A 25,357-nucleotide genomic window follows, 5' to 3' on the forward strand; every position below is an offset into this window, starting at 1 on the left:
CCTGTCCGAAGGAACGGGAACGAATGACCGATAGTAACGACGACAAGACAATCAGCGTGACGGGCAAAAAGACGCTTACCCTGAAACCATCGGGGATGAGCCAGGGCACCGTTCGCCAGGATATGGGTCGAGGTCGCACCAAGGCGGTCGTCGTCGAGACCCGCAAGCGGCGCCCGATGCGCCCGGAAGACGAAAAGCCGATCACACCTGTCGCTCCGGTGGCTCCCGTGCGTGCAGCCGAACCGGCGCCCGCGCCGGTGCAGGCACGCCCGCAGCAGCCGACGCCGGCACCGCGGATCCAGCAGGGCAACAACAGCCAGACGAACCAGCGTCCGCAGCAGTCCCACCAGGCGCCGCGCCAGAACGACCGTCCGCGGCCGGTGGTGCTTAACCATCTGTCGCCTGAGGAAATGGACGCTCGCCGCCGGGCGCTTGCCGACGCCCAAGCGCGTGACGCCCAGGATGCGATCCGCCGCGCCGAGGAAGAAAAGCGCAGGGCCGCCGAAGAGGTGATCCGCAAGGCAGCCGAAGCCGAAGAAGCTGCCCGCAGGGCCGCCGAAGAAGCTATCCGGCAGGCTGAAGCGCCCGCTCCAGTTGCTGAACCGGCAGCCGCAGCAGCGGCTCCAGCCGACGCCCCGCAGCCACAGCAACCGGCATCCTCGGCACCTGCCGCGCGCCGGCCCGATGCGGCTGGAGCAGCAACTGCTGCCCGTCCGGCAACGGGTGCTGTCGCCCCCGGCGCCGTTCGCGGCCGCCGCGACGAAAAGGAAGACGACGATCGGGGTGCAGCGCGAGGCGGCCCGGTTCGTGGCCGCGTCGTTCGTCCGGAACCGGCAAAGCCGGTCACGACACGTCCGAAGACGGATGAAGAGCGCCGTCGCGGCAAGCTGACGATCTCCACTGCCAACGTCGACGGCGAGGATAATGCCCGCGGCCGTTCGCTCTCGGCCATGCGCCGCCGGCAGGAGAAATTCCGTCGCGGCCAGATGCAGGAAACCCGCGAGAAGATCTCCCGCGAGGTGGTTCTGCCAGAGACGATTACCATTCAGGAACTGTCGCAGCGTATGTCCGAACGCGCCGTCGACGTCATCAAGTACCTGATGAAGGAAGGCCAGATGATGAAGCCGGGCGACGTCATCGACGCCGACCTTGCCGAACTCATCGCCAGCGAATTCGGCCATACGGTCCGACGCGTGTCGGAATCCGACGTCGAACTCGGCATCTTCAACGTCTCCGACGAGGATGGCGAACTGGTTTCGCGCCCGCCCGTCGTCACCATCATGGGCCATGTCGACCACGGCAAGACCTCGCTGCTCGACGCCATCCGCCATGCCAACGTGGTCTCCGGCGAAGCCGGCGGCATCACGCAGCATATCGGCGCCTATCAGGTGGAGCAGAGCGGTCAGAAGATCACCTTCATCGACACTCCCGGCCACGCCGCCTTTACGGCCATGCGTGCCCGCGGCGCCCAGGCGACGGACATCGCGATCCTGGTCGTTGCAGCCGACGACAGCGTCATGCCGCAGACGATCGAATCGATCAACCACGCCAAGGCGGCCGGTGTTCCGATCATCGTTGCGATCAACAAGGTCGACAAGCACGAGGCCGATCCGCAGAAGGTCCGCAACCAGCTGCTGCAGCACGAAGTCTTCGTGGAATCTATGGGCGGTGAAGTGCTCGACGTCGAAGTTTCGGCCAAAACCGGCAAGAACCTCGACAAGCTGCTTGAGGCGATCTTGCTGCAGGCGGAAATTCTCGATCTCAAGGCCAACCCGAACCGGACTGCCGAAGGCACCGTCATCGAAGCCCAGCTCGATCGTGGCCGCGGTTCGGTCGCGACCGTGCTCGTCCAGAAGGGCACGCTGCGTCCGGGCCAGATCATCGTCGCCGGCGACGTCTGGGGCCGCGTGCGCGCCCTCGTCACCGACAAGGGTGACCATGTGAAGGAAGCGGGTCCCGCGACTCCGGTCGAGGTTCTCGGTCTTTCCGGCACGCCGCAGGCGGGCGACAAGTTCGCCGTCGTCGAAAGCGAAAGCCGCGCCCGCGAGATCTCCGAATATCGTCAGCGTCTGGCCCGCGACAAGGCTGCTGCCCGCCAGTCGGGACAGCGCGGTTCGCTGGAACAGATGATGATGCAGCGCCAAAGCGCCGGCATCAAGGAGTTCCCGCTGGTTATCAAGGGTGACGTGCAGGGCTCGATCGAAGCGATTGCCGGCGCACTGGAAAAGCTCGGCACCGATGAGGTCCGCGCCCGCATCGTCCATTCGGGCGCCGGCGGCATCACCGAGTCGGATATCTCGCTCGCCGAAGCGTCGAACGCGGCCATCATTGGCTTCAACGTTCGCGCCAATACGCAGGCACGCCAGTTCGCCGAGCGCGAAGGCATCGAAATCCGCTACTACAACATCATCTACGACCTGGTGGATGATGTGAAGGCAGCGATGTCGGGCCTGCTCTCTCCGGAACGGCGCGAAACCTTCATCGGCAATGCCGAAATCCTCGAGGTGTTCAACATCACCAAGGTCGGCAAGGTCGCAGGCTGCCGTGTTGTCGAAGGCAAGGTCGAACGCGGTGCGGGCGTCCGCCTCATCCGCAACGACGTCGTCGTTCACGAAGGCAAGCTCAAGACCCTCAAGCGCTTCAAGGACGAAGTCTCCGAAGTACCGATGGGCCAGGAATGCGGCATGGCCTTCGAAAATTACGAGGATATGCGCGCCGGCGACGTCATCGAGTGCTTCCGCGTCGAACATATCACGCGCACGCTCTAAACCGCCGCGCTTTAAGCGCAGCATCAGCTTTCCGAAAGCCATTCGCCAGCCGGCGGATGGCTTTCGGGCATCCGCCGGCTTGACCTTTTCGGCCAAAGGAGTCATTGACGCTCTCCTTTGACGGGTTCGATTCCCAGCCGCATCGGCAAATAGAGATAACAATGACCAGAGCAACTTCTTCCGCGCCTTCGCAGCGCATGCTGCGCGTTGGCGAACAGGTCCGCGCCGCGATTACCCAGGTACTGCAGCGCGGCGAAGTGCGCGACGATGTCATCGAAGCGACGGTGATCGCGATCTCGGAAGTGCGCATGTCGCCCGACCTGAAGATCGCCACCGCCTATGTGACGCCGCTCGGCGTTTCCGACCACCGCGTGGTCATCGAGGCGTTGAACCGTCATGCGAGGTATATCCGCGGCAGGCTCGGGCAGCAGCTTCGGCAGATGAAATACATGCCGGAGGTGCGCTTCCGCGACGATACCAGCTTCGACAACTACAAGAAAATCGACGAGCTGCTGCGTTCGCCCGAGGTGCGCCGCGACCTCGACGGCGATAACGACGAACAATAAACAGAAGAGACGCATGTCCAAACCACGCAAACCCAAAGGCCGGCCGATTTCCGGCTGGCTGATCCTCGACAAACCGGTGGATTTCGGCTCGACGGAAGCCGTTTCCAAGATCAAGTGGCTCTACAAGGCGCAGAAGGCCGGTCATGCCGGCACGCTCGATCCGCTCGCCTCCGGCATGCTGCCGATCGCGCTCGGCGATGCGACGAAGACCGTTCCCTATGTGATGGACGGCCGCAAGATCTATGAATTCACGGTCAGCTGGGGCGAAGAGCGGGCAACGGACGATCTCGAAGGCGAGGTGACCGCAAGCTCGGACAACCGTCCCAGCGAACAACAGATCCGCGATATCCTGCCCAGCTACATCGGCACCATCTGCCAGGTGCCGCCGCAGTTTTCCGCCATCAAGATATCGGGTGAACGCGCCTATGATCTGGCGCGTGAAGGCGAAACCGTCGAAATCCCTTCGCGCGAAGTCGATATCTTCCGGCTGACCCTGCTCGCCTGCCCGGATGCGAATAGCGCGCATTTCGAAGTGGAATGCGGCAAGGGCACTTATGTCAGGGCGCTTGCCCGCGATTTCGGCCGCGAGCTCGGCTGTTACGGCCATGTGTCCGGGCTGCGGCGCACTTTCGTCGCGCCCTTCGCGGAAGAAGCGATGGTGCCGCTCGCGGACCTCGTGGCGCTGGAGGCGATCGAGGACATGGACGAGCGGCTTGCCGCCCTCGACGCGCTGCTGATCGACACCTGCGAGGCGCTATCGGCCCTGCCCCACCTCGTCATCAACGACGACCAGGCGCACAGGCTGAAGATGGGCAACCCGATCCTCGTGCGCGGCCGCGATGCGCCGATTGCCGAAAGCGAAGCCTATGCGACGGCCCGCGGCAGGCTGATCGCGATCGGCGAGATCGGCCAGGGCGAGTTTCGCCCGAAGCGGGTTTTTGCCTGAACCTATGCAGCTGACGATTGTCAGGCGGTAGCGATGCGATATCTTCCTTTCGGGCCATAACGGCCCGAGGGGCCGTGGCGGCCCGGCAAGGGGGATGATAATGCGCGCAACCGCGATCGGCATGCTGACGTTCTTTTCGATGTTTCTCACCGTTACCGGCGCTCAATCCGGCGAGCGCTGGGCCGAGCTTCCGGCTTTTCCGGCGATGCCCGTGCCGACGACCAGCGGCATGGCTGAAGTGAACGACATCAAGATGTATTACGCCGAATATGGTGAAGGCGAGCCGATGCTCTTCATCCATGGCGGGCTTGGCAATGCCGATGTCTGGGGTCACCAGATCGCCGAATTCGCCAAAGACCACTTGGTCATCGTTGCCGACAGCCGCGGGCATGGGCGCTCGACGCGCAGCCAAAAGCCCTTCGGCTACGACCTGATGACATCGGATTATGCAGCCCTTCTCGACCATCTGAAGATCGGCAAGGTGACGCTGGTGGGATGGTCGGACGGCGGCATCATCGGCATCGACATGGCGATGAACCATCCGGAAAAGCTGACGCGCGTCATTGCCCAGGCCGCCAACGTCACGACCGACGGCGTCAAGCCCGACGTCATGAGCAACAAGACCTTCAACGACTATATCGCCGTCGCCGGCGACCAGTACCGGAAGCTGTCGCCGACGCCGAACGAGTACAAGGCCTTCGTCGACCAGATCTCCGAGATGTGGGCGACGCAGCCGACCTGGACGGCAGCGGATCTCGGAAAGATTACGGTACCGGTCACGCTCGCCATCGGCGATCACGATGAAGCCGTGAAGCTCGACCATACCGAGATGATGGCGAAAGAAATTCCGGGCGCAAAGCTCGTCATCCTGAAAGAGGCCAGCCATTTCGCCATGCTGCAGGATCCCGCAGGTTACAATGCGATGATCCGGGAGGCGATGGCGGGCCGCTGAAAACCGCTGCGGGCGCTCCCCTCTTTCCATCGCTGCTTAATTGGTTTATAGGCAGCGCCAGCGTCAGGTTCGCCTGCTCGCATTCACGGCCAAAGCTGGACGGCATCCCGGCTTTTGGCGACCTTTATCTCCTCTCTTAGAAAGGATCACCCGATGTCGATCACTGCTGAGCGCAAGTCTGCGCTGATCAAGGAATACGCAACCGCCGAAGGCGATACCGGTTCTCCGGAAGTCCAGGTCGCGATCCTGACCGAACGCATCAACAACCTGACCGAACACTTCAAGGACCACAAGAAGGATAACCACTCCCGCCGTGGCCTGTTGACGATGGTTTCGAGCCGCCGCTCGCTTCTTGATTATCTCAAGAAGAAGGATGAAGGCCGCTATTCCAAGCTGATCTCCAGCCTGGGTATCCGCCGCTAAGATTGTCCGGCGGGCGCTTTCCGAGCGCCCGCCGGATCCTGTTTGGGGACACTGTTCCCGATGAAATGTTCCAGCCGCGCCCAATCTGGAAGCGGTGGAAAGATCGGCGGACCCGGATGGGCCGGTTCTGCCAAACCAACCGTTGACCTGTCATGGGGCAGGATTGCCGGATGCTTTCGGCCAAGGCTTCTTCAAAGCTTTGGCCTGGTTTTCTAAGGGATCTCGGATTTGTCGAGGAACCGAGGATGAAAAGCCTCCCGTTGTCTTGCCCGTGATACGTCACATTATTTGCGGTCGACTGTGCGCTGCGCCCTGGTATCGGCGATGGCGCGTGCTCCCGCATTGAAGGACAAATCATGTTTGATACACACACAGTCGAAATCGAGTGGGCCGGCCGCCCGCTGAAGCTCGAAACCGGCAAGATCGCCCGTCAGGCCGACGGCGCCGTTCTTGCCACCTACGGCGAAACCGTCGTTCTCGCCACCGTCGTCTCGGCCAAGGCGCCGAAGCCCGGCCAGGACTTCTTTCCGCTCACCGTCAACTACCAGGAAAAGACCTACGCAGCCGGCAAGATCCCCGGCGGCTATTTCAAGCGCGAAGGGCGCCCGAGCGAGAACGAGACCCTCGTCTCCCGCCTGATCGACCGCCCGATCCGCCCGCTCTTCCCGGAAGGTTACAAGAACGACACGCAGGTCGTCGTTACCGTCATCCAGCATGACCTCGAGAACAACCCGGACATCCTGTCCATGGTCGCGACCTCGGCAGCGCTGACGCTCTCCGGCGTTCCCTTCATGGGCCCGGTGGGCGGTGCGCGTGTCGGCTACATCAACGGCGAATACGTTCTCAACCCGCATCTCGACGAGATGGACGAATCGAGCCTCGATCTCGTCGTCGCCGGCACCTACGACGCCGTGCTGATGGTTGAATCCGAAGCCAAGGAACTCAACGAAGAAGTCATGCTCGGCGCCGTCATGTTCGGCCATAAGGGCTTCCAGCCGGTTCTTGACGCGATCATCAAGCTCGCCGAAGTGGCCGCCAAGGAGCCGCGCGACTTCCAGCCGGAAGACTATTCCGCTCTCGAAACCGAGATGCTCGGCCTTGCCGAAGCTGAACTTCGCCAAGCCTACAAGATCACTCAGAAGGCTGACCGCTACGCCGCCGTCGACGCCGTCAAGGCCAAGGTGAAGGCACACTTCCTGCCCGAGGAAGGCGAAGCCAAGTACACGGCCGAAGAAGTCGGCGCGATCTTCAAGCACCTGCAGGCGAAAATCGTCCGCTGGAACATCCTCGACACCAAGAGCCGCATCGACGGCCGCGACCTCGAAACCGTTCGTCCGATCGTATCGGAAGTCGGCCTTCTGCCGCGCACCCATGGTTCGGCACTGTTCACCCGCGGTGAAACGCAGGCCATCGTGGTTGCCACGCTCGGCACCGGCGAAGACGAACAGTATGTCGACAGCCTGACGGGCATGTACAAGGAGCGCTTCCTGCTCCATTACAACTTCCCTCCCTACTCGGTTGGCGAAACCGGCCGCATGGGCTCCCCGGGCCGCCGCGAAATCGGCCACGGCAAGCTCGCATGGCGCGCCATCCGTCCGATGCTGCCGACGCCTGAGCAGTTCCCCTACACGCTGCGCGTCGTCTCCGAGATCACCGAGTCGAACGGCTCGTCCTCGATGGCGACCGTCTGCGGCACCTCGCTCGCCCTGATGGATGCAGGCGTTCCGCTGGCAAAGCCGGTTGCCGGTATCGCCATGGGCCTGATCCTGGAAGGCGATCGCTTCGCCGTCCTCTCCGACATTCTCGGTGACGAAGACCACCTCGGCGACATGGACTTCAAGGTTGCAGGTACTGCCGACGGCATCACCTCGCTGCAGATGGACATCAAGATCGCCGGCATCACCGAAGAGATCATGAAGGTCGCCCTTGGCCAGGCCCAGGGCGGTCGTGCCCACATTCTCGGCGAAATGGCGAAGGCCATTACCGAAAGCCGCGGCCAGCTCGGCGAATTCGCTCCGCGCATCGAAGTCATGAACATCCCGGTCGACAAGATCCGCGAAGTCATCGGCTCCGGCGGCAAGGTCATCCGCGAAATCGTCGAAAAGACCGGCGCCAAGATCAACATCGAGGACGACGGCACCGTCAAGATCGCCTCCTCCTCAGGCAAGGAGATCGAAGCGGCCCGCAAGTGGATCCACTCGATCGTCGCCGAGCCTGAAATCGGTCAGATCTACGAAGGCACTGTTGTCAAGACCGCCGACTTTGGCGCCTTCGTCAACTTCTTCGGCGCCCGTGACGGCCTCGTCCACATCTCGCAGCTGGCGTCCGAGCGCGTTGCCAAGACGCAGGACGTCGTCAAGGAAGGCGACAAGGTCTGGGTCAAGCTGCTCGGCTTCGACGAACGCGGCAAGGTTCGCCTGTCGATGAAGGTCGTCGACCAGGCCACCGGCCAGGAGATCGCGAACGAGAAGAAGAAGGAAGAAGCGGCCGAATAAGCCGCGTCTCCCAGATTTCACTCCGGGCGCGGGAATCTTCCGCGCCCTTTTTGCATCCTGGTTTTGCGCATGTCGTGGCCTTGAAACCGCTCGACACTTTTGCGCGACATGCTTTAACGAGACGAGACCCATGAGCCGCGAGACGCTGAAGACCCTGTTCCATCCCTTTGCCAGCGGCACGGTCGCGGCGCCCGGCGAGGCCGAGCGCGTGCTCTTCCTCGGTGCCGAGGCAGGCTTTGCGCTGCCGGAAGGTTTTGCCGCCACGCTCAGCGCCGTCCAGGGCTTCCGGCCGCTCTACCGGCAGCTTCAGGCGCAGCGGATCGAAGCAAAGCCTGAGATCGAGGGCGAGGACTACGATGCTGCCTTGGTGCTCTGCACGAAGCACAAGGGCGAGAACGAGGCCAATCTTGCCGCCGCCATCGCTCGCACGCGGGCCGGCGGCCTGATCGTCGTTGCCGGCGCCAAGGAAGACGGCATCCAGCCGCTGCGCAAGCGCCTCGAAGGTTTCGGCCTCGCCATCGACCATATGCCGAAATATCACGGTGTCGCCTTCTGGTTCGGCCGCCCTGCCGACGCCGACGAGATCGTCTCCAAGCTGGCAAAGGCGCCGGTACGCGTCGACGGCCGTTTCAATGCCACCGCCGGCATGTTCTCACATGACCGGGTCGATGCCGGGTCGGAACTGCTCGCCTCGCGCCTGCCGCAGGATTTTATCGGCGATGTGGCGGATTTCGGCGCCGGATGGGGTTATCTCTCCGTCGAGTTGGCACAGAGGTCGCGCGGACTGACCCGCCTCGACCTCTACGAGGCCGATCACGCGGCTCTGGAGGCTGCTAGGGACAATCTGGCGGAGAACTGCCCGAACGCGCCTGCGCGCTTCTTCTGGCACGATCTGGCGGGCGAGCCGGTCAAGGACAAATACGATCTCGTCATCATGAACCCGCCCTTCCATGAGGGCCACGCAGCCGAGCCGGCGCTCGGCCAGGCAATGATCAAAACCGCCGCATCTGCGCTACGCGGCGGCGGCCGTCTGATGCTGGTCGCCAATCGCGGCCTGCCCTACGAGCCGGTTCTGGCGGCGAATTTCAGGGAAAGCGGCGAAACCTGCCGCAACGCCCGCTTCAAGGTGCTGTGGGCGAAGAAATAGAGTTTAGCCTGCCTCGCTACCGGGCATTCCATCGATAGAAAAAGGCCGTGCGCATCATCTGCGCACGGCCTTTACGTTTCACATCAAGGGAGTGTCTACTCGACGTCGGCCCTGCGCAGCGTGTCTAGCGTCGGCATGGAGGTAACGTTGAAACCGGCGTCGACGAAGTGGATTTCCCCGGTGACGCCGGCGGAAAGGTCAGAAAGCAGGTAGAGAGCCGAATTGCCGACCTGGTCGATGGTGACGGTCTTGCGCAGCGGCGCGTTACGCTGGTTCCAGGAGAGGATCGCGCGCGCATCTGAGATGCCGGCACCGGCGAGCGTGCGGATCGGGCCGGCCGATATAGCGTTGACGCGGATGCCGCGGGGGCCGTAATCGGCGGCAAGATAACGCACCGAAGCTTCGAGCGCTGCCTTGGCGACCCCCATGACATTGTAATTCGGGATGACCCGCGTCGAGCCGTTATAGGTCAGCGTCAGCATCGCGCCGCCGTCTTCCATTAACGGCGCGCAGCGCTTGGCGATCTCGGTGAAAGAGAAACAGGAAATGACCATGGTGCGGCTGAAATTCTCGCGCGTCGTGTCGGCGTAGAGACCCTTCAGCTCGTTCTTGTCGGAAAAACCGATCGCGTGGACAATGAAATCCAGCTTGCCCCAGCGCTGTTCGATCGCGTCGACCAAAGCGTCGACCGAGGCGATGTCCTCGACGTCGCAGGGCACCACGAAATCGGAGCCGACTTCGGCGGCAAGCGGCTTGACGCGCTTGCCCAGCGCATCGCCCTGATAGGTGAAGGCGAGTTCCGCACCCTGTGCGGCAAGAGCTTTTGAAATTCCCCAGGCGATCGAGTGGTTGTTTGCGACGCCCATGATGAGGCCGCGTTTACCCTGCATGATTCCAGTCATTTTATTATCCGTTATAGCGCTGGAAGACGAGCGTGGCGTTCGTCCCGCCGAAGCCGAAGGAGTTGGAGAGGGCGATATCGATCTTAGCATCGTCGATACGCTTGCGCACGATCGGCACGCCTTCGAATTCGGGATCGAGCTCGGTGATGTGGGCGCTTTCGCCGATGAAGCCGTGCTGCATCATCAGCAGGGAATAGATCGATTCCTGCACGCCGGCCGCACCCAGCGAATGGCCGGTCAGCGACTTGGTCGACTGAATATGCGGGATCTTGGCGCCGAACACTTCACGGATGGCGCCGATTTCCTTGCTGTCGCCGACCGGCGTCGAGGTGCCGTGAGTGTTGACGTAGTCGACGTCGCCTTTGACTGATGCAAGCGCCTGGCGCATGCAGCGGATGGCGCCCTCGCCCGAGGGGGCGACCATGTCGTAACCGTCCGAGGTTGCGCCGTAGCCGACGATTTCGGCATAGATCTTCGCACCGCGGGCCTTGGCGCGCTCCAGCTCCTCGAGCACCAGCACGCCGGCGCCGCCGGCGATGACGAAACCGTCGCGGTTGACGTCATAGGCGCGCGAGGCGCTGTCCGGCGTATCGTTGTACTTGGAGGACATGGCGCCCATGGCATCGAAGAGGTTGGACATCGTCCAGTCGAGATCTTCGTGGCCGCCGGCAAACATCACGTCCTGCTTGCCCCACTGGATCATCTCGGCGGCGTTGCCGATGCAATGCGCTGATGTCGAGCAGGCTGACGAGATCGAGTAATTGACGCCGTGGATCTTGAACCAGGTGGCAAGTGTGGCAGATGCGGTCGAGGACATCGCCTTCGGCACGGCGAAGGGGCCGATGCGCTTCGGGCTGTTGTTCTTGACGGTGATGTCGGCCGCCTCGATCAGTGTGCGGGTGGATGGGCCGCCAGAGCCCATGATAATGCCGGTGCGCTCGTTCTGAGCGTAGTCCTTCTCTTCCAGCCCGGAATCGGCAAGTGCCTGTTTCATGGCGACATGGTTCCAGGCGCCGCCCTGCGACAGGAAGCGCATGGCGCGGCGATCGACCAGTTCGGCAAGCTCCGCAGCGCCGAGCGCGGGGCTGCCCCAAACCTGGCACTTGAAGCCGTGTTCTGCGAAATCGCTGGAGAAGGAGATACCCGACTTTGCCTGCCGCAAGGATTCGGTGACTTCGGCGGCGTCGTTTCCGATCGAGGACACGATACCCAGACCCGTGACAACTACCCGTCTCATCTGATCAAACCTTTTTTGTTTCGTGAGCCGCTTAAGATGCGGTTCAGGCCGTCTTGTCTTTTGAGAGACCGACACGAAGATCGGCCGCCTGATATATGGTTTCGCCGTCCGCCTTCAACCAGCCATCGGCCGTACCGAGGACCAGGCGGCCGCGCATGACGCGCTTGAAGTCGATGCCATATTCGATCAGCTTCGTGTGCGGACGGACCATGCCCTTGAACTTCACTTCGCCTGTCGACAGCGCCATGCCGCGGCCTTCCTCGCCGAGCCAGCCCAGGAAGAAGCCGGTCAGCTGCCACATGCCGTCAAGGCCGAGGCAGCCCGGCATGATCGGATTGCCTTCGAAATGGCAGGGAAAATACCAATCGTCGGGGCGTACGTCGTATTCGGCCCTGAGATACCCTTTGTCGAAGGTCCCGCCCGTTTCGGAAATGTCGGTGATGCGGTGAACCATCAGCATGGGCGGCAGCGGAAGCTGCGCATTGCCGGGTCCGAACAGCTCGCCATGTGCGCAGGCGATGAGTTCGTCGTACGAGAAGCTGGACTGTCTGGTCGTCATAAAGTTTCTTTTCCCTCCCGCGTGAGCCCATGGATGTGAACGTGTAGTCCAAGTTCTTCAGAAAATGAAGCACGAGCAAGGCGGCTTCATCCATGGTCCCGGACCAAGCTTGCGCTATTATTTGGTGGTCGCATACAGGAAGGCCAGGGCTGCGACCAGACCTATTTGCGTTAAAAGCCGGTTTTGGCGGCGTTTATCAGGCTCTTGTCCCCATTGAACTATTGAAAGGCTCCTGTGCAAAAGTTATACCGCTTGAAGAAACATGATTGAATTATGCAGGAATAATCGGAGTTGGTTTTGATGACGGGTGCACTCCCGATCGCCATTGAGGTCAGGCTGCGCGGCGCAGGCCTGCGGCCTACCCGCCAGCGCGTCGCGCTCGGCGACCTGCTCTTTGCCAAGGGCGACCGGCACTTGACGGTCGAGGAACTGCATGAGGAGGCCGTTGCCGCCGGCGTGCCGGTGTCACTGGCAACCGTCTACAACACGCTGCATCAGTTCACCGAAGCCGGCCTCATCCGCGTTCTCGCCGTCGAGAGCGCCAAGACCTATTTCGACACCAATGTTTCTGACCACCACCATTTCTTCGTCGAAGGCGAGAACGAGGTGCTCGACATTCCGGTCAGCAACCTGACGATCGCCAATCTGCCAGAGCCGCCTGAAGGCATGGAGATCGCCCATGTCGACGTGGTAATCCGGCTGCGGGCGAAGCAGGGCTGACGCCCGCGTTACATGACATCGTCAGGGTGCCGGCCGGGCTTGTGCCTGTAGGTCGGAAAAGTCCAGCCGAACCACAGAGCGCCGCCGCGCACCGCAAAGGCCGCCACGACACCGCAGGCAGACGCCAGATAGAGCGGCATTCCCAGCGCATTGGCGAGCGTGAACACGCCGGCGCCGATAAGGGCCGCGGTCACGTAAATCTCCGGCCTGAGCAGCACCGAAGGCTCGTTTGCCATCAGATCACGCAGAATGCCGCCGAAGGTTGCCGTCAGCGTGCCGGTGACGATCGCGATGGTCGGTGAGCCGGTGGCGGCGAGCCCCTTGGCGGCGCCGAGCACGCAATAGGCGGCAAGGCCGATCGCATCCAGCCAGATCAGCAGGCGATAGCGTGATTCCAAGAGGTGGGCGGTGAAGAAAACCACGACGCCCACGATGCAGCAGACCAGGATATAGGCCGGATTCAGCACCCAGAAGACCGGCACGCGGCCGAGCACGATATCGCGCACGGTGCCGCCGCCCGTTCCCGTCACCATGGCGAAAAACAGAAAACCGATCAGGTCCAGCTGCTTGCGCGAGGCGGCGAGCGCGCCCGTCGCGGCAAACAGCGCGATGCCGGCGTAATCGAGATAGACGAGCAAGGACATGCGAACCCCGGAACGGCGGAATATTTCACCAAAAACCACGGCGGCAAGGGCGGCGCAAGGCGGTGGGGCCATAAAGATAAAGTCTTTATTGATGCATGTCGTTGACCAAGAACCGCTGCACACTTTGTGGGCGACATGCGTCGGGCTGCAGAGCCTTATCCAAAAGAGGAAAGCCGTGAAAACGCTGGTGCTCGCCGTTCTGAATATTCTCCTGCTGGTCATCATGCCGGCTGTGGCCTTCGGTCAGCAATCGCTGATCTCCGATCCGGAGATCTACGAGAAGAAACATTTCCAGGAGCAATGCAAGGCGGCCGAATTCGCCGATGGCTTCGTCACTCGGCAGGACATCAACAATGACGGGCTGATCGATGCCGTAGTCAACGAGGGCCAGCTGACCTGCGACGGGCAGAAGGGGCCGCAATGCAACGACGACGGCTGCACCTATAATTTCTATCTGCAGGTGGCTGAAGGCGGCTATTTCATGATCGCGACGGCGCAGATCTACGGCTACGACTTCGTCCAGCGCTTCGGCAACATGGTGCTGGCAATGAAGATGCATCCGCGTTTCTGCGACCGCACCGAAGGTGACCCCTGCATTGTCACCGCGCGTGTGCGCGGCACGAAGTTCGTCACCATTTCAAAAAAGTAACTCAGCGCGGATACAGCTCCGACGTCCGGCCGGCGAGATAATAGCCGATCAGGCCGTACCATTCGCGGATCGCCGTCGCCATGTTCTGGGCATTGAGGTTCGGCTGGGTGAAATCCAGGCCCGGCCTGACCTGACCGTCGGTGCGATAATCGGTCGGCCAGGGCACGATATCGATACCGAGCTTGCGAAAGATGCCGACGGAGCGCGGCATATGGAAACCCGAGGTGATCAGCAGGCACTTGGAAAGCCCCTGGCTCGCCAGGAATTCCTTGGTATTGACGGCGTTTTCGAAAGTGGTGCGCGACTGCGTCTCCTCGATCAGCCGATCCCTGCCGACGCCGAAGAGCGGGAAGAAGCGCTCGGATGCTGCCGCATCACCTTCATAGACGCCCGAGATGGAGCCGTCGCCGCCCGAGACCAGGATGCGCGAGTCGGGAAATTTCTGCGCAAGCCGCAGGGCCTCGACGAAGCGGTCGGCGCCGCCGTTGAATTCGATGCCGTGGCGTACCGTATTCACCTCGTTTTCGAAGGCGCCGCCGAGCACAATCATGCATTGCAGGCTCTCCGGATCGCCGGCTGGCTTGGCGAAGCGCTGCTCAAGGCCCTGCATCATGAGGTTGCCGGCCGTGGTGTAGAGCGTGACGAAGAGGATGAGGGCCGAAGCCGCGGCACCGAGGATACTTAAGATACGCCAGCGCAGAAGGCCGGCCATGAGGGCCAGGAAGACGAGGAAGAATGCCAGCGACAGCGGCTGAGCGAAAATCCAGACAAGCTTCGAAATCAGGAACAAGACCTACTCCTTGAGACGGACAACGGTGCTTCCTATCCGATTCGAGGGTCACAGGAATGCGACGCTTCTATTTGCCGCGTGCAATGGCCGAGTGGTGCGGCGCGGGCTTCTGGTTGAAGCGCCGCTGAAGCGGCCGGGGAATGAACATGGCGGCAAGCGCCAGCGCCATCGCAAAGATGGCGACCAGCCACAGCGCATGCGCGCCGGTCTGCCGCGTCAGCACCGCGCCGGCGATCGCGCCGAGCACCATGCCGCCCCAGGGCACGATTTGGATCGTCCATTCGATATGGCGGTCTCCGATGATCCAGCGGCCGATGCCGCGGCCGAGGCGCGACAGCGCGCCTGTGACATAAGTCAGCCCGATCGGCAGTCCTTCGATGTGTTCGACGGCGGCATTCACCATGCCCATGGCAAGAACGATCATATAGAAGCGTGCAAGCAGCAGGCCCTGCACGGTCGTCACCGAGGCGAGCGCCAGGACGAGAGCGACGCAGCCGAGCACCACGAAAATGCGACGCTCGGAGACATGGGTGATGACGATCCCCGCCGCATTGCCGAGCACGAAAACGCCGATGGCGGAGATCAGCACCGCCGCGTGATAGAGATTGCCTTGGCTCAAGGCGAGTGCTGCCCGCGTCGTATTGCCGGTCATGAAGGAGACGAAATCGCCGGTCAGCAGCAGACCGGTCGCGTCGGTCATGCCGGCCAGAAATGAGATGGCGCCGACGAGGGCAAGCCCGGTTGCGGTGCGTCGGGTGCGGATGAGACGGCGGCGTCTTGCTCTGGTCATGGGTTGCGGATCCTGAAGCCGAATCGCTGCGATTCCGGCAGCAAAGATACATCCTCTTCGTTGAGGAATTGGCAAAGGGGATCGGAATGGCTGAAAATGTGCTGGCCGACGAGCCGGATCGGCTTGAAAGCCACAGATATTACGTGATGCTACAGGCGCCGCCATACCCCGCCTGCTAGTATCCAGGGCTCGGAAAGCCTCCTTGGGCGACTGCTGGATGTGTGAATGGCAAGACGTGGCGTGGCTCTTTTTCTTCTGCTGGCAAGTTGCGGGCATCCGGGCGGCGTGATGACGCCGGTTTCCAGTTCGTCGGCAATGCCGCCGACATCAAGGGTCGACATGCTGGTTGCGACCACGCGCGAGCCTTCCGGGAACCCGGCGACGCTGTTCAACGGCGAGCGCAGTTCGAAGCCGCATCTGACGCAGATTTCGATTTCCATCCCGGCAAAGCGCGAAGCCGGCACCGTGCAATGGCCGAAGCGCCTTCCGCCCGATCCTGCCACCGACTTTGCCGTGACCAACGTCCAGCAGATCGACACGGTGGCGCAGGGCCGTGTCTGGTTCCGGCAGCATGTGCACAGCGGGCATGCGCTCGTCTTCATTCACGGCTTCAACAACACCTATGAAGATTCCGTCTTCCGGCTGGCGCAGATCGTGCACGACAGCAAGATGCAGGCGACGCCTGTCTTGTTCACCTGGCCGTCGAGAGCGGAGATCACCGCCTACGAATACGACAAGGAAAGCACCAACTACTCGCGCACGGCACTGGAGCAGGCGCTGCGTACGCTGGCAGCCGACCCCGACGTCAAGGACATCACCCTCATGGCCCACTCGATGGGGACCTGGCTTGCCATGGAATCGCTGCGGCAGATGGGGATACGCGACGGCCACGTCAATTCGAAGATCCACAATGTCATCCTGGCCTCACCCGACATCGACATCCAGGTCTTCGCCAAACAATATGTAGAGATGGGCGAGCCGCGTCCAAAATTCACGATCTTCGTTTCCCAGGACGACAAGGCTCTCGCCGTCTCCAGCTTCATCACCGGACGCGTTTCCCGTCTCGGCGCGATCAATCCGGCGGAAGAGCCCTACCGTTCGAAGCTTGAGAAAGCCGGCATCACGGCCATCGACCTGACGAAGGTGAAGACCAACGACAGGCTCAACCACGGCAAATTCGCCGAAAGTCCCGAGATCGTCCAGCTCATCGGCCAGCGCCTGATGACCGGCCAGACGCTGACCGATTCCAAGGTCACGCTGGGCCAGGGTATTACGGCCGTCGTCGGCGGAACGGTGACGAATATCGGCACTGTTGCCGCGACCGCGGTGGCGGCGCCGGTTGCGATCATCGAGCAGCCGGTTACGCGCCAGAGACCGCCACGACCCGCCGACGAGACGCTCGACGGCGACCTGAAAAAACAGCCGCTGACGCAGTGAGGAGTTCCAGCTTGAAATGGCTTCTTTCCTTCACCGCCGCCTTTTTCTTCGCGCTGAGTGCTTTGGCGCAGGCTCAGCCAGCGGCCCCGCAACAGAAGATCGACGAACTCGTGCGCCTGTTGCAAGATCCCGAGGTGAAAGCCTGGCTCGATAGCCGCAAGCAGGAAAGCGGGGCCGCGACACCCGCCACGCCAGCGGGCAATTCGACCTTGGCCAACTGGGAGGCGGGCGCGCGGGCGCGTGTGCATGCGATTTTGTCAGCAATCCCAGCAATCCCGGCTGAGGTGACGGCGGCGGCGACGAGAGCCCGGAGCGAAGCCGCCAGCAGAGGCTATGCGCCCGTTTTCCTCATATTCGGCGGCCTGGTCGCTTTCGGTCTTGCCGCCGAGGCGATCTATCGCAGATTTTCCGCGCGCCGCGATGCATTGCTCGGCCGGCTGATCCCGGTCGGCATATTCGCGGGCGCGATGGGCATCGTCTTTTTCGCGGTGGAATGGCCGCCGCTCGCGCGCGTGACGCTGCTTGCCTATCTCTCGGCCTTCATCCTGTTTCGATTGGTGGCCGCACTGCTGTCTGCGGCGGCGATGGGAGCATCCCTGCGGCGGAGGCTATTGATCCTGTTCGGCCTCGTTTGTTTTGCGGGCGCGACCGCGGCCGTAAGCGAGCCGCTTGGCGTTTCCCCTGACGTCATCAAGGCCATCACCTACTGCTTCTCGGTGCTCGGACTGCTGCTTGCGATCGAGGCGGTGTGGTCGGTGTGGGAGGGAAGCCGCGCCAGGAAAGCGGCGATAGCGGCCTTCCTGGTCGTGCTGTGGCTCGTCTGGTGCCTCAATATGAGAGGCCTGTTCTGGATCGGCATCTACGCGCTGGTACTGCCCGGCATCCTGAATGCGGTCGGTCGGTTCGCGCTATCCTTCACCAGCGATCCCGGCAGCTTGCGCGGTATCCTCATCGCCCGAGGCGCACGCGCCGCTGTTATCGCGCTTGCGGTGGGATGGCTGGCGCTCGTCTGGCAGCTCAATCCCGATACGCTCGGTCAGCGCGACCCGATGATCGTCGCCTTGTTCTATGGCGGCCTGAAGAGCGTTCTCATTCTCGTGGTTGCCGACCTACTCTGGCAGGCAGCTCGCGGCTGGATCGACCGAACCTTGCGCATATCGACCAGCACGACATCGCTTGCGCCGGCCGACGCCGCCCGGCGCGCACGGTTCCGCACGCTTCTGCCGATCTTTCGCAATGCGCTCGCGGTCGCAGTTGCGGTCATGGCGGGGCTGATTGTGCTGGCGCAACTCGGCGTGCAGATCGGCCCGCTGATCGCCGGGGCGGGCATCTTCGGCGTCGCTATCGGTTTCGGCTCGCAGACCCTCGTCAAGGACGTCATCAACGGTGTGTTCTACATGCTCGACGATGCCTTCCGGGTGGGCGAATACATCCAGGCCAAGGACTACAAGGGAACGGTGGAGAGTTTTAGCCTGCGCTCGGTGCGTCTGCGCCATCATCGCGGCCCGGTGTTCACGGTCCCGTTCAGCGAATTGGGCGCTGTCGAGAATATGAGCCGGGACTGGGTGATCGATAAGTTCAGGATCACCGTCGGCTTCGACACCGACATCGACAAGGCGCGCAAGCTAACCAAGAAAATCGGGGCTGAGCTGATCGAAGATCCGGAACTCGGCCAGCACTTCATCGAACCGCTGAAGATGAAGGGTGTCGAGCAGTTCGGCGACTACGGCATCGTCCTGAGCTTCGCCATGACCACGGTTCCGGGCATGCAGACCTATATTCGCCGCAAGGCCTATGCCAGGATTCGCGAGGTGTTCCTGGCTAACGGCATCGCATTCGCGCAGCCGACGGTGCAGGTCGGCGGCGACGACAAGGGTGGCGGCGCCGCGGCGGCGGCCGCGCAAGCGATCCGCGCGCAACAGGCGGCAAACACGGCGGCGCCGGCAAAGTGACCTCGCCGGCAAGACGGATGAAGCGCTAAGGCTTCAAATCATAGGCCTGATGCGATGCACGAAGCTCCACCAGCGTTTTGCCGACACAGCTCCCACCGCCGGCACCACCGATCGCTTTTGCCTGTCCGCCGAGCGTGATCGTGCCGGCGATCCGGTCGGATGCGACATAGGTCGCCACGCCGTCACGCGAGACCCGCGATATGTAAAAGGCATGATAGGTTTCGTTGTACTTGCAATGGATAACCAACGGAAATTGAGAGAAAGGATCGTCCTCGGCATGGATGGTGGGCAGTTGAAAAACCGCCGCCAAAACCGGGGCGACGACGAGGCCGGCAAGTCCTCTTTTGGTGATTCCGATTAACTTGCGGCGGGGCGCATGTGTCATGTTTCAAACCCTCTGTTGTGACCTGGGGCGCCGCGTTCTGAGGCGCGCAAAGGACGCCGACCGGCTAAGTCGTCAAGGCGACGAGCGCATCCCGGTCGAGAAGCCGAACGATCCGCTGCGACTTGCCGGCAAGACGAATGATGCGTTTTTCCCGAAGCTTCGTGAAAGAGCGGGCAACCGTTTCGACCGTCAGCCCGAGATAGTCGGCGATATCGCTACGAGACATCATCATATCGAATTCCGAATCCTCCGGATGGCTGTCAGCCATCTCCTGAACGAAAGCCGCCAGGCGCTTCAAGGCGCTTTGTTCGCTGATGATGAGTTGTTTGCACTGCGCCTTTGCCAGATTGGTCAGGGCAATGTGCAAAAGATCGATGGGGACGACCGCGACCTGATTGGTGGGAAACGGCCGCACCCGCGTTTCGCAGATGGCCTCCGCAAAATCGGTTCGGACCTTGCCGTTTTCGAGCCCGAACCATTCACCCTTGCCGCAGAAGGATAAGATGTGCCGGTGGCCATTCGCTGTCAGGCGGTAAATTCGCACGGCACCCGTTTCGACCTGATAGATCGCGAGGGCGTATTCCCCTTCGCTATAGATCGTTTCATCGGCGCTGAGTTTGATCGACTGATCTTTGGCTGTCGCGGAAACGGATCCATTGCGGTGGCCAGACACCGTTGTGTATTTTCCGATCGCGTTATCCTGAAACATGTGCGTCGTCCCCCATCCGCGTCCAGCATAAGCAGTCTTCGCGCGCCCCGGTATTCGAGATACCCCTTACGTATTGCTACGGAAGCACGCGGACGCAGAAGAGTGTATAAAGCTATCGCCCCTTAAGAGTGATACGGCGGTATCGCGGGAGGTCTATATGGCACCGGAAGAAGGAGGGGGCAGCAAGGCGCGTCAAGACTCGGAAAGCATTCGCGCGCAGCTCGATCGTATACTCGCAAGCCCGGAATTTCTTGCACCTGAACGCGGGCGCCGCTTCCTGCAATATATCGTCGAAGAGACGCTTGAAGAGCACGGCGAACAGCTCAAGGCCTTTGCGATCGCACAGGCGGTATTCGGTCGCGATGCCTCCTTCGATGCCCAGAACGATCCGGTTGTCCGTATCGAAGCCGGGCGAATCCGTCGCGCCCTCGAACGATACTATCTCGTCTGCGGACGCAACGACCCGATACAAATCACCATTCCCAAAGGGGGTTATGCTCCGCATTTTTCGAGCAATGAAGACACCTCGAACCTGGGGGCCGCCGATACACCAAATCGTACGAACGAGCACCGTCAGCCGGGTCATGAACATGGTCAGCCCAGGCATGAGCGACCAATCAGCTATCGCGATCTTCTCTTACCGATCGGTATTCCCGCCCTCTTCGGCGCAATCGCGGTACTCGCCCTCATCCGCCCGCTCGAATCCTACCTCTCACCACCCAAGACACCGCCGACACCTGCCGCCTCGACATCGAAGAGCAAGACCAGGATCGTCGTCGAACCCCTCGTGGCCCTCGGCGGCAGCGCGCGCGGGGCGGATTTTGCCAAGGGGCTGGTCGATCAGCTGATCGCCAAGCTCATGAAGGTGGACAGTCTTGTCGTGCTTGCTCCTGGTCGATCCGGCATGGAGACGACCGGCATGTTGTTCACTCTTCAGGGCAGCACCCTTGTCGAAGGCGCGATCCTGCATCTGCATGTCCGCCTGGTCGACGGCGCCGACGGCGCGGTCATCTGGGCAAATCAATATGAACGCGAGCTGCGGGATCAAACCATTCTCGATGTCGAGGATGAACTTGCCGCTCAAGTCATTGTAGAAATTTCAAATAGCCGCAAACTGAGCGGCGCAGCGCCGCTTCCGTAGCCGCATTGCCAGCGAACGTGTTTCCGATCGCCGGCGACCGTCCAATCGGCATGGTTGCTGGCACCAAAACGCGTCGCATTAAACTTGATTCATGCGACATGCTTTGGCTCTTCGTTTTGATCCATGTCGTTATCCCGGAACTACTGCACACTTCCGGGCGAAATGCATTATCCTCCCGACGGCAGCTCAACGGGGATGCCTGCGGCGCGCAGTCCGGCAAAAACCCTTTCCTGATCCTCCGGGCGCTGCAAGCGTAGGGAAATCTCCTGACGGATATTCGTCATCAATGCCGGCGCGTTGGCAAGGATCCAATCCTGTTCCAGCTTGGCCTCGGCCATCTTGCCGGCAGCCCCGAGAATGGACAGCAGGGCAAGGTGGCGTATGGGATTGCAGTCGAGATCGGATATTCGCGACCATTGTTCTGCCGCTTCGAAATCGCCCCGCATAAAGGCGCACATCGCCATGCCACCCGCATAATAGCCTCTCGGGCCGGCATTTTTGTCGATCGCGATCGATACCAACTCGCAGCCTGATTGCCATTTTCCGGACATCGCCAAACGCAAGCCGTACTCGCCTGCAACTTCTACATCGTCAGGATTTGCAGCATAGGCCGCCGTTCCAGCTGCCAGTGCTTTGTCGATATCTCCCCGGAAGAAATTCACCAGCATAACGGCGCGGAGCACGCGGGTATTGTCCGGCGCGAGCGATGCCGCCCTTTGTGCCGAAGCATTTGCCAATTCGAGAGGTTCGGCCGAAGGTGGGGTGCCGAGCCTGTAGCGAAATCGCACTTCGTCAAGATAGACGAGGGACAAGAGCGCCCAGGACGTAGCATTATCAGGGTTACGCTGAGTTGCTTGTCGCAGGCACTCGCGCACAACACTATGGTTTTGCGCAGTCATCGTCTGCAGATAGCTATCATAGGCTGGGGTACAGGCTTCAGCATCCTGGTCTGCTTTTAGCGCCGACCGGGCGATTATCGCCGGTTCGGCCTGAAAGATCGCGCCATGAGGCTGCGCTATCGCACCGGCGATTTGCCGGGCGACATTTGCTTGAATTCCAAGCTTGTTTTGCGCGCGAAAATCGGCATCGAAATTATCGGCCCAGATGACGACCCCGTCTGTTTGGCGCACCAGCCTGGCGACCGAACGCAACCTGCTGCCGTCCATCTGGATGTTGCCTTGAAGCGCGTAGTCGGCGGCAGCGGCACGATCGCCCGTTGACGGATGGGAGACGACGATGACCTCATCGAGCTGAGCAAGCTGGCCGATAATATCGTCCCGCAGGCCGCGGGCGATATCCGCCCTGGAATCAACGGAGCTGCTTTCGGCGAAAACCTCGACGGCAACGGTCGGCACGGGGGCTGCTGGCGGCGGCGTGCGCACCGGGACACCTCCGACAATAAAAAGTGCAGACACCAGCGCGAGGAGAAGAAGAACGAAGATGGCCGGCAGACCGATCCCGCGGCCGCGACCCGCCGGCAGCGTCGGTGCGAGCACCTCCGGAAGCGGATGAGCTTGCTGCGCAAGGTATGCGATTCGAGCATTTTCCGGCTCGTTCTGCGGCGGCGGCGGCGCATCGCGGAGATATTCGAAATGCGGCACATAGCCGCCTTTCGGCACAGTGACAATGACGTCGTCCGTCTGGCCGGCGACAAGATAATATCGTTCCAGGGCCTTTCGTATTCGGCCTGCCTCGATCCGCACGACCGGATCATTCTGCGGGTCGAATGACGCTTCCCGACCGAAAACCACATTTGCGATAGTAAAGGCCTTCAGGAAGCCCGATCGACCAGCGAGCGTCTCGCTGACGACAAACTCCAAAAAATTGCGCGCACGCTTCGGCGCGTGAAATTCTTCACTTGCAAGAATTCGCTCGACTTGTCGGCAGATTTCCTCAGCCGTCGGTCCAAGACTGCTGAATACATCGATCTTTGTTGCGTTTCTCATGATCGCCCCTACGATTAGATCACGCAATTATTTAAGCACTTTCTAAATCATCATATCGCAGGAGCTTCCACTTGCAAGCATCGTTTTCGAAATTATCGGGCGCAGGCTGGCCACGCGTTGATCGCCGGGATCCGGGCGGTGTCGGTTGGCTGCTCAACTGCATCTATGGCGATGGTCATGCGCATGAGTTCTGCAAGATTGCGAGCCCCCATCTTGGCCATCACGTTGGCGCGGTGGACCTCAACCGTGCGCGAGCTGATGCCGAGATGATAGGCGATCATTTTGTTCTGCAAGCCATCGAGCACGCCGGTCAGAACCTGATGTTCGCGGTCCGTGAGCTGACGAACGCGTGCTGCGACACTTTCGCAATCGGCAACCGCGCGACCCGGCCTCCTTTGCCCGATTGCCAGATTGATCGCTGCGATTAGTGCCCCCTCCCCGACAGGTTTTTCTAGGAAATCCGCCGCCCCCGCCTTCATCGCCCGGACGGCTGCGGCGACGTCGCCCTGGCCGGTAATGACGATCGCCGGAACCTCCATGTTGAACCGGCGCAGGTGCTGGAGCAGTTCGATACCGTCGACATCGGGCATGCGCAGATCCGTCACAAGGCAGCCTCTGCCCGAAAAAGGGAGAAGATCCAGAAATTGTTTTGCGCAGCTATGCGCCCGCACGGCAAAACCTGCCGACACCAGCAGGAACGTCAAAGATCGTCGCAACGCTTCCTCGTCATCGACGAGATGAATCGTAAGGTCGTTCGCCATCGGTTTCGGTCTCCACCAGCGGAAGCGAGAAGGAGAAGATTGAACCGCTCTCCGTTCTTCGACGCGCGCTTATGCGGCCTCCATGCGCTTCGATAATGCGCTTGGACAATGCCAAGCCCATCCCAAGGCCATGCGGTTTGCCGGTCACGAAGGGTCGAAACAACGACTCTTCCATCTCGGCCGCAATCCCGCAGCCATTGTCGGACACCTCAACAACGAGATGCGAGGAATTGTCTATTATTGTCCTGATCACGATCGAGGGGTGCTTGACACACTCCGTCGCCTCCAGGGCGTTGCGAACCAGGTTCGTGAGCACCTGCACGATCTGAACGCGGCTTCCAAGAACTGTGTCCTGAACCGCTTCGAGCCGAAGGTCGGTATGAAGATCCTTACGCCGCGACCCAATGAGCGCCAGCCTTGTCGCCCTATGGATCAGCTCGTGCATCGCCTCCAGTTTCGTCTCGGACGCACCACGTTCCGCGAATTCCCTGACGTTCTGGACGATACTTCCTGCCCAGAGCGCGTGCTCCGTAATTTCCGACAGCGCTTGGCGAAGCTCTTTATCGCTCTGGCGACGTTTGCTCATGACAAGGCGCCCGCACCCCTCGGAATAAGCTGCGATAGACGATAGCGGCTGGGAAAGTTCATGGACGAGAGTGGATGCCATCTCTCCCAATTCAGTCATTCGTGCAAGACGGGCAATCTGATGCTGCAGCTCCTGAACTTGCTCCAGGGTTTCGCGCTCGGTTCGAAAGTCCTCGAAAATCGCCGCCGTGAAGGCGCCTGTTTCGTCATGCTTGCGAATAATTGTAAGGGCGGCCGGAAATTGGATTCCGCTCTTGGTGGTCACCAGACCGGAGCGTACCGCCCCGTGGTCTGCCCAGCGTCCATTCAGTCTTACATTCGGTGTCGAACGCCAGACAAACCCGATCTTCTGGCCGATCATCTCGCGCTCTTCATAACCGAACATCGCGACCGCAGCCTTGTTGCAGGCTGAAATTGCATGAGAACCACCGATAAAAAACACCGCGTCCGGCATGTGTTCGTGGAGTTGCCGGATCCAGTCCATTCGCAGCCCGCTGTTTTTATCACGCAAGGCACCCATCGTTTTGCGTGGCTGCGCTTGCGATATGCCGGGTGGGACTTTTCCTGGCTCGACTACGACGGTGGAACCGACTTCGGCGACGACGCGCGGCGCCTCCATCTTGATCGGCATGATGGTCTCCTCCGCCCCTTGAGAATTTGGCCCCATGGACCGTCTTTTATCCCCCAGAATGGGCTCACGATACCATCATTGGGTGGGTAAGCCGTGTAGTATCGCGTAGTCTCTATTGTTCTTCTCTCGCGAACACTCGCGCAACTTCATAGCCGACGTCCTTGGTCGCCATTGATCCGGCTCAATGCTTCCGCGTCGTTGTTCCACTATCGTGAAAAATCC

At 61.2% G+C, this 25,357-nt stretch carries 23 protein-coding genes; 12 read left to right on the forward strand and 11 right to left on the reverse strand.

Annotated features, from left to right (window positions below; all coding sequences use genetic code 11):
• The first annotated feature begins 23 nt into the window (after window positions 1-23).
• From infB to FHX03_RS29245, 7 genes are all read left to right on the forward strand, one after another.
• Window positions 24-2,768: a translation initiation factor IF-2 gene (gene infB / locus FHX03_RS29215; protein ID WP_183856627.1), complete on the forward strand. Its 2,745-nt coding sequence runs from the start codon at window positions 24-26 to the stop codon at window positions 2,766-2,768.
• Window positions 2,769-2,929: 161 nt separating this feature from the next.
• Complete coding sequence (gene rbfA / locus FHX03_RS29220; RefSeq protein ID WP_183856629.1) at window positions 2,930-3,334, forward strand: 30S ribosome-binding factor RbfA; 405 nt, start codon at window positions 2,930-2,932, stop codon at window positions 3,332-3,334.
• Between the two features lie 13 nt (window positions 3,335-3,347).
• On the forward strand, window positions 3,348-4,280 hold the full coding sequence (gene truB / locus FHX03_RS29225) for a tRNA pseudouridine(55) synthase TruB (RefSeq protein ID WP_183856631.1): 933 nt from the start codon (window positions 3,348-3,350) through the stop codon (window positions 4,278-4,280).
• Between the two features lie 100 nt (window positions 4,281-4,380).
• On the forward strand, window positions 4,381-5,232 hold the full coding sequence (locus FHX03_RS29230) for an alpha/beta fold hydrolase (protein ID WP_183856633.1): 852 nt from the start codon (window positions 4,381-4,383) through the stop codon (window positions 5,230-5,232).
• 153 nt (window positions 5,233-5,385) lie between these two features.
• Complete coding sequence (rpsO, locus tag FHX03_RS29235; protein WP_025417456.1) at window positions 5,386-5,655, forward strand: 30S ribosomal protein S15; 270 nt, start codon at window positions 5,386-5,388, stop codon at window positions 5,653-5,655.
• A 356-nt stretch (window positions 5,656-6,011) separates the two neighbouring features.
• Window positions 6,012-8,150, forward strand: a complete 2,139-nt coding sequence (gene pnp, locus FHX03_RS29240) for a polyribonucleotide nucleotidyltransferase (RefSeq protein ID WP_097628409.1) — start codon at window positions 6,012-6,014, stop codon at window positions 8,148-8,150.
• Window positions 8,151-8,280: 130 nt separating this feature from the next.
• Entirely contained in the window at window positions 8,281-9,297 is a 1,017-nt protein-coding gene (locus FHX03_RS29245; protein WP_183856635.1) for a class I SAM-dependent methyltransferase, read from the forward strand.
• 95 nt (window positions 9,298-9,392) lie between these two features.
• On the opposite strand, the gene fabI is transcribed toward FHX03_RS29245, so the two are convergent.
• Genes fabI through fabA form a run of 3 tightly spaced genes read right to left on the reverse strand, consistent with a single transcriptional unit; the run spans window position 9,393 to window position 11,995 of the window.
• Window positions 9,393-10,199 carry an enoyl-ACP reductase FabI gene (fabI, locus tag FHX03_RS29250; protein ID WP_097628411.1) on the reverse strand — a complete coding sequence of 269 codons (807 nt, stop codon included), beginning with the start codon at window positions 10,197-10,199 and terminating at the stop codon, window positions 9,393-9,395.
• Between the two features lie 4 nt (window positions 10,200-10,203).
• Window positions 10,204-11,436 (reverse strand): beta-ketoacyl-ACP synthase I, encoded by a 1,233-nt coding sequence (fabB, locus tag FHX03_RS29255; protein WP_183856637.1) that lies wholly within the window; start codon window positions 11,434-11,436, stop codon window positions 10,204-10,206.
• Window positions 11,437-11,479: 43 nt separating this feature from the next.
• A complete protein-coding gene (fabA, locus tag FHX03_RS29260) occupies window positions 11,480-11,995 on the reverse strand; it encodes a 3-hydroxyacyl-[acyl-carrier-protein] dehydratase FabA (protein ID WP_003589358.1) in 516 nt (171 codons plus the stop codon).
• A gap of 300 nt (window positions 11,996-12,295) precedes the next feature.
• On the opposite strand from fabA, the gene irrA reads away from it, so the two are divergent.
• Entirely contained in the window at window positions 12,296-12,715 is a 420-nt protein-coding gene (gene irrA / locus FHX03_RS29265; protein WP_003555773.1) for an iron response transcriptional regulator IrrA, read from the forward strand.
• A gap of 8 nt (window positions 12,716-12,723) precedes the next feature.
• Here irrA and FHX03_RS29270 read toward each other — a convergent pair whose 3' ends face one another.
• The gene (locus FHX03_RS29270; RefSeq protein ID WP_183856639.1) at window positions 12,724-13,359 is read right to left on the reverse strand and encodes a trimeric intracellular cation channel family protein; all 636 of its coding nucleotides are present in this window, start codon (window positions 13,357-13,359) and stop codon (window positions 12,724-12,726) included.
• A 175-nt stretch (window positions 13,360-13,534) separates the two neighbouring features.
• Between FHX03_RS29270 and FHX03_RS29275 the strand changes: the two genes are divergently transcribed.
• Window positions 13,535-14,008 carry a hypothetical protein gene (locus FHX03_RS29275; RefSeq protein WP_097628482.1) on the forward strand — a complete coding sequence of 158 codons (474 nt, stop codon included), beginning with the start codon at window positions 13,535-13,537 and terminating at the stop codon, window positions 14,006-14,008.
• Window position 14,009: 1 nt separating this feature from the next.
• On the opposite strand, the gene FHX03_RS29280 is transcribed toward FHX03_RS29275, so the two are convergent.
• A complete protein-coding gene (locus tag FHX03_RS29280) occupies window positions 14,010-14,798 on the reverse strand; it encodes a YdcF family protein (protein ID WP_183856641.1) in 789 nt (262 codons plus the stop codon).
• Between the two features lie 67 nt (window positions 14,799-14,865).
• A complete protein-coding gene (locus FHX03_RS29285) occupies window positions 14,866-15,588 on the reverse strand; it encodes a YoaK family protein (protein WP_183856642.1) in 723 nt (240 codons plus the stop codon).
• 225 nt (window positions 15,589-15,813) lie between these two features.
• On the opposite strand from FHX03_RS29285, the gene FHX03_RS29290 reads away from it, so the two are divergent.
• The gene (locus FHX03_RS29290) at window positions 15,814-17,025 is read left to right on the forward strand and encodes an alpha/beta hydrolase (RefSeq protein WP_183781752.1); all 1,212 of its coding nucleotides are present in this window, start codon (window positions 15,814-15,816) and stop codon (window positions 17,023-17,025) included.
• 11 nt (window positions 17,026-17,036) lie between these two features.
• Window positions 17,037-18,977 (forward strand): mechanosensitive ion channel family protein, encoded by a 1,941-nt coding sequence (locus FHX03_RS29295; protein ID WP_183856644.1) that lies wholly within the window; start codon window positions 17,037-17,039, stop codon window positions 18,975-18,977.
• Between the two features lie 25 nt (window positions 18,978-19,002).
• Here FHX03_RS29295 and FHX03_RS29300 read toward each other — a convergent pair whose 3' ends face one another.
• Window positions 19,003-19,362 (reverse strand): hypothetical protein, encoded by a 360-nt coding sequence (locus FHX03_RS29300; protein ID WP_097628417.1) that lies wholly within the window; start codon window positions 19,360-19,362, stop codon window positions 19,003-19,005.
• A 64-nt stretch (window positions 19,363-19,426) separates the two neighbouring features.
• On the reverse strand, window positions 19,427-20,071 hold the full coding sequence (locus FHX03_RS29305) for a helix-turn-helix domain-containing protein (protein WP_183856646.1): 645 nt from the start codon (window positions 20,069-20,071) through the stop codon (window positions 19,427-19,429).
• 157 nt (window positions 20,072-20,228) lie between these two features.
• On the opposite strand from FHX03_RS29305, the gene FHX03_RS29310 reads away from it, so the two are divergent.
• Window positions 20,229-21,212, forward strand: a complete 984-nt coding sequence (locus tag FHX03_RS29310; RefSeq protein ID WP_183856698.1) for a hypothetical protein — start codon at window positions 20,229-20,231, stop codon at window positions 21,210-21,212.
• A 167-nt stretch (window positions 21,213-21,379) separates the two neighbouring features.
• Here FHX03_RS29310 and FHX03_RS29315 read toward each other — a convergent pair whose 3' ends face one another.
• The 3 genes from FHX03_RS29315 to FHX03_RS29325 form a co-directional block, all read right to left on the reverse strand.
• Entirely contained in the window at window positions 21,380-23,158 is a 1,779-nt protein-coding gene (locus FHX03_RS29315; protein WP_179867164.1) for a hypothetical protein, read from the reverse strand.
• A 92-nt stretch (window positions 23,159-23,250) separates the two neighbouring features.
• On the reverse strand, window positions 23,251-23,919 hold the full coding sequence (locus tag FHX03_RS29320) for a response regulator transcription factor (RefSeq protein ID WP_183856648.1): 669 nt from the start codon (window positions 23,917-23,919) through the stop codon (window positions 23,251-23,253).
• On the reverse strand, window positions 23,885-25,135 hold the full coding sequence (locus FHX03_RS29325) for a sensor histidine kinase (protein ID WP_183781767.1): 1,251 nt from the start codon (window positions 25,133-25,135) through the stop codon (window positions 23,885-23,887). The genes FHX03_RS29320 and FHX03_RS29325 overlap by 35 nt, the downstream gene beginning before the upstream one ends.
• Window positions 25,136-25,357: the final 222 nt, after the last annotated feature.

It is taken from the genome of Rhizobium sp. BK456 (assembly GCF_014194045.1).
In the GTDB taxonomy this organism is placed as follows: Bacteria; Pseudomonadota; Alphaproteobacteria; order Rhizobiales; family Rhizobiaceae; genus Rhizobium; species Rhizobium redzepovicii.